Here is a 5150-nt window from a genome sequence, read left to right on the forward strand (position 1 = left end):
TCGACTCACTACTATGCTGGAAAATCATTCGGATACCGGTGATATCGGCACTTTTTCGTGCGGTACGGTGTCTTACCGACCAGTATTTTTCTTCCATCAAATGGATATGACCTTCGTCTGGCTCAACGGCACCAGCCAGCATTCTTGCTAACAACGATTTGCCAGACCGGTTCTGCCCTATAATGGCAATGGTTTCACCTTTGGTAACCTGCATATCAATCGGGCCAAGGGAGAATATTTCGGGTTTTTTGAGCCAGCGTTTTTTGCTGCTGTGCCGAAACACCAGGCCGCTAACGTCCAGTACCTGCTTCATATTTTCTCCATGTGCAGCGGGAAATGGCAGCTGTAGCTGTGGTCGTGGATCTTTCTTACCGCAGGCACGTTAACACAAGCGCGCTGTGCACGTGGGCAGCGAGGCCCTAAACGGCAGCCAATTGGCAAGTGTTGAAGGGTTGGAATAGTGCCTGCGAGCGTAGACAACTGAGACTTGGGCGGCAAATCTTTACTAAAACTCGGGGCGCTGTCTAACAATGCCTTGGTGTAAGGATGAAGTGGTCGCTTGCGAATTTGCTTCATTTTGCCCGATTCAACGGTTTGCCCGCAATACAGTACGGTCATGGTGTGCGACATACTCGAAATAGCCAACAAGTCGTGACTGACGAATAAAATACCCAGCGAACGGGTTTGATTCAAACGCGAAAGGAGTTTTAACACTTGTACTTTCGTGGTGGTTTCCATCCCCCGTGTCGGATCGTCCGCAATCAGCATTTTAGGCTGATTAACCAGTGCCATGGCCAGCATCAGTTTTTGGCCGATGTCGGTTGGGATCTGGTGGGGGTAAGCGCGCAGATACTGGTTGTGATCTTTAATGCCCACTTTGTGAACAGTACTGATCACGGCTCTGCGACGCTGTTGTGCGCGCTGCCAGAACCATTTTCCGTCGATCAGTTCATCCGGCAATGCTTCTTCAAGCTGTTCACCCAGCGTAACTGATGGGTCGAGCGATGCGATAGCATGCTGAAAAACCACGCCAATGTCTTTACGCAGCACTTTGCGGCGCTGCTCCACGGACATCGACAATAAATTCTCTCCATTCCAGCTCATGCGATCAGCTGTAAGGTGCCAGTTACCGGGGGTTGCACCGGCAATGGCTTGCACAATCAAACTTTTGCCAGAACCTGATTCGCCTACTAATGCGCGAATTTCCCCAGCATTTACGGTTAAGTTAATTTTATCCAGCGCTTTGATAGATTGAGCGCCATTATTAATTTCCAGGGTAAGGTTCTTAATGTCGAGTAATGGCATTAGCGATTCACCCTTTTTCTTAACGCTGACCGCAAGCCGTCACCTACAATGGTAATTGACAACACCATCAGGAAAATGGCAATGCCTGGAATGGCGATATTCCACGGCGACAGGTATCCCACATCAAGGCCTGACGCTAAAATTGCCCCTAGTTCAGGCAGCGGGGCTTGTGCGCCCAGATTGAGAAATCCCAGAGCACTGATGTCGATAACGGCCACTGACAGCGCCAACGTACCCTGTACTACCAGCATTTCAATCATGTTGGGTAAAATGGAGTAGTAGAAGAGTTGCAATCGATTTGCCCCATCCAGAGTAGAAGCCTGGATGTAGTCTTTTTTCATTTCCGCTCTCACAAATGCGCGGGTGTGGTGAATAAACTGGGGGATGAGTGCCAGTGTAATTGCCCACATGCTGTTTACCAGACCACTACCCAGAATGCCTACAATAATGATGGCAATTAACAAGGTGGGAATTGCCATAAGGGAGTCCAACAAGTGGTTTACCACGCTGGAGCGCACGCCACTTAACATACCTGCTACGGTACCAATTGAAACGCCTACCGCCATGGCTGTGATAACTACCAGCAGACTGGTGCCGAAGGTGACCCTGCACCCGTACATGATGCGCGAAAATAAATCTCTTCCCAACGCGTCGGTACCAAAAAGATGGGCGATAGAACCATTGGGATGCCAACTGGGTGACACCAGAATCGCTTCGGTATTCTGATGCATGGGATCATACGGCGTCACCAGCGGCGCAAAGAAGGCAAAGAAAACAAAAAGCATAAGAATGGCCAACCCAATCAACGCCACGTGACTGGATTTAAATTCCCGCCATGTGTGTTGCCAGGGGGAAGGACGGGTTTCGTCATCGTACAAACTAAATTGTGACACTTTCGAATTTTTCCCTGCTGGGGTCAATTAACCGGTTAAACAAATCTATCGCAATGGTAATAATGACTACCAGGGTAGATACCGCAAGCATACCAATGCGCAGTGCAGAATAATCGCGCTGATAAATCGCCTGAATCAGCCAGTTGCCAATGCCGGGCCAGGAGAACAAGGTTTCCACAATCATCGCGTTAGTAATCAACGTAGTAATTTGCATGGCCATTAACGGGAGGATTGGCAACAGCGCATTGCGAAGGACATGGCGGAAAAAAATCTGACGGTTGGTGAGTCCCCGTGCTTTGGCGGCGGTGATGTATGGCTGATTTAATACATCAATAATCGAACGTCGGGTAACGCGAATAATCGCAGCGGTAGAAATACAGGCTATCGACAATGTGGGCAGAATCAAGTGTAACAGCGCATCGCGCATGGCGAGTGATTTGTCAGGCTCGTTGGACAACAGTATGTCGATAAACAAAAATCCGGTGTGGTTGGGAATATCAAACAACAGGTTCAGTCTGCCCGAAAGCGGCAGCCAGCCAAATTGTAAACTGAAGGTCAGTATAAAGATGACAGCCAGCCAAAAAACCGGCACTGAATATACCGACACGCTAATGGAATTGATCGCAAAATCGGCATTGGTGTATGCCCTAAGCCCACTGTAACAGCCAATCGGAATACCGATAAGCACTACAATCAGCATAGCGTAAGCACTGAGCTCAACCGTGGCAGGAAGCGCATACAGAATTTCGTCTTTGAGCGGTTCTCCTGAAATAAGACTATAGCCCCAGTTGCCACTGAACAATTGTTCAAGGTAGTGCCAGAATTGAATTAAATAAGCACTGTCAAGGCGATACTGACGAACGAGTGCATCATGTTGAATGGTATTTTGCGGCGTAATCCCCGTCAGGTTGGTGATTGGATCGGCCGGAAACAGGTAAATCAGCGTGAAGGACATGGCTGACAATGCCAGCAATGTCAAAGTGAACAGAATTGTGTATCGCAGCAGAATATTAATCACGGGGTTTGCTGACTCCGCCTAATCTGACACCACCGAAAGGATTGATGATCATGCCGTTTAATTCCTTCCGGTAGGCCTGGTAGCGATAAGCATGGGCTATAGGCACTAACGGTAGTTTCTCAAAAATTAACTGATTAGCCTGCAAATATAACGCTTTTCGAGCCTCTATGTCTTCGGTTTGCAGTGCTTTATCGAGGATTTCATCATAGGCGGGATCACACCAGCGCGCGCGGTTGGTACCAGATGGAATGGCACCGCAACTCAGCAATGGTCGGTAAAAGTTGTCTGGATCACCATTGTCGGCAGACCAACCGATAAGCACTGAGTCATGGTTCCCCTCGCGAAGTAACCTTCTGAACGTCGTCCAGTCGTAACTTATTATGTTAACGTTGACTTCTATTTCCGCCAGATAGTTCTGAATCAGCTCGGCCATTTTTCTGGCATTCGGGTTATATGCCCGTTCTACCGGGATGGCCCATACATCCATGGTGAAACCCGGTGGAACCCCTGCGTTGTCTAGTAGTTTTCGGGCAAGAACCGGGTTGTAGCCGGTATCATCGGCGTCTGCCTGATAAGCCCAGCTGGCGGCTGGCAAAAGCGAACGCGCGCGCGTAGCGCTGTCGAAGTACACGGCCTCCAACAGGGTATTTTTGTCGATAGCATAGGCGAGTGCTTTGCGAACATCGGGATTGTCGAATGGTGGGCGCTCGGTATTAAAAGCCCAAAATCCGATATTAAGACCGGCTTTCTCGGCCAATACCAGGTCGTCGCGCTCGCGAATAATCTCGTGATCCACTCTGGCTGGAAACGCAATGGCGTCGCATTCGCCAGTCATCAGTTTAGCCAGTCGCAGTGAACTCTTGGGGGTGATATCGAAAATAAGTGAATCACCGTTAGGTTTGCCCCGCCAATACGATTGATTTGCCAGGTAACGAATATAATGGTCTTTTTTATAGCTCACATACTGATACGGGCCAGTGCCTACCGGCAACTCGTCAAGCTCTTCGGGAGTGCCCATCGACATCAGATAGTCAGCATATTCAGCCGAAAGGATCACTGAAAAGTCACTGGCGATGTTGGCCAGAAAGGAGCTGTCGCGCTCGTTGAGCACAATTTCTACTTCAGAAGGCGACAATGTGTGTATATCAGCAATATTCGATGCCAGACCTAAACTTTCAAAATACGGATAGTTGCCACCCGATATGTTATGAAAAGGGTGATCGGGCTGACGCCATCGATTAAACGAAAACACCACATCGGTAGCATTAAGTGTTCGACTGGGTTTGAAATACGGGGTGGAATGAAAAACCACGTCAGGACGCAAGGTAAAGCGGTATTTCAGGCCGTCTTTACTCACCGACCATTTACTGGCCAGTGACGGCTGTATGCGGCCCGTTTCGGTATCAAATTCAAGCAGGCGGTCGTAAATCTGATGAGCGGTTGCATCAGCCGTTGTGGTGGATGTATCCAGTTGCGGATTCATCGACAACGGATCGCTCTCTGAGCAATACACCAATCCTTCTTGGAATTTTTCGCTGTATTTCTGTGGAGAGCAACCAGCCAGACTACACAGACAAAGCACTGCAAGCAGTTTCCCGGCTGACGGATTGCGCATGATTAATTTTCCTCGGCCGCAGAATCAAGCAGGTTGTATTTTTTTAAATAACCGCGCAACTGGTGGTAGGTCAGGCTCAGCTTTTCGGCGGTTTTTTTCTGATTGTACTGGCTGTCTGCCAGAGCCTGCTGAATCATATTGATTTCGTAATCCTGGCTGAGCTGTTTCAGATCTAATGGATAGCCTGTGGTGGCTGGCATTAACGATGCCGGTTCAGCTAATGTCGCTGGGGCAGAAACGGGGGCAGGGGATGACTGTTGCTCTTTGTTGGCATCAGATGTCGGCTGAGCAATGCGATCCTGTGTTTTAACCCGAGCCA

General features: G+C 49.1%; 6 protein-coding genes. All 6 read right to left on the reverse strand.

The genetic code is table 11. The features are described from left to right. Window positions 1–313 (reverse strand): ATP-binding cassette domain-containing protein (locus ACLR2L_RS18775; protein ID WP_413370372.1); only part of this gene is annotated, 313 nt, incomplete at its 3' end. Further along, window positions 310–1305, reverse strand: coding sequence for an oligopeptide/dipeptide ABC transporter ATP-binding protein (locus tag ACLR2L_RS18780; protein ID WP_140956049.1), 996 nt, complete (start codon window positions 1303–1305; stop codon window positions 310–312). The genes ACLR2L_RS18780 and ACLR2L_RS18775, both read right to left, overlap by 4 nt. After that, window positions 1305–2198 (reverse strand): ABC transporter permease subunit, encoded by an 894-nt coding sequence (locus ACLR2L_RS18785; protein WP_140956048.1) that lies wholly within the window; start codon window positions 2196–2198, stop codon window positions 1305–1307. Before ACLR2L_RS18785 ends, ACLR2L_RS18780 begins: the two co-directional genes overlap by 1 nt. Continuing rightward, window positions 2185–3216: an ABC transporter permease gene (locus tag ACLR2L_RS18790; protein ID WP_140956047.1), complete on the reverse strand. Its 1032-nt coding sequence runs from the start codon at window positions 3214–3216 to the stop codon at window positions 2185–2187. The genes ACLR2L_RS18785 and ACLR2L_RS18790 overlap by 14 nt, the downstream gene beginning before the upstream one ends. Next, window positions 3209–4831, reverse strand: a complete 1623-nt coding sequence (locus ACLR2L_RS18795) for an ABC transporter substrate-binding protein (protein ID WP_413370375.1) — start codon at window positions 4829–4831, stop codon at window positions 3209–3211. The genes ACLR2L_RS18790 and ACLR2L_RS18795 overlap by 8 nt, the downstream gene beginning before the upstream one ends. Before the next feature lie 2 nt (window positions 4832–4833). Beyond that, the coding region (locus ACLR2L_RS18800; RefSeq protein ID WP_413370377.1) for a helix-turn-helix domain-containing protein at window positions 4834–5150 on the reverse strand (317 nt) is incomplete at its 5' end.

The organism is Alteromonas sp. AMM-1, from assembly GCF_047290655.1.
Taxonomy (GTDB): domain Bacteria; phylum Pseudomonadota; class Gammaproteobacteria; order Enterobacterales; family Alteromonadaceae; genus Alteromonas; species Alteromonas mangrovi.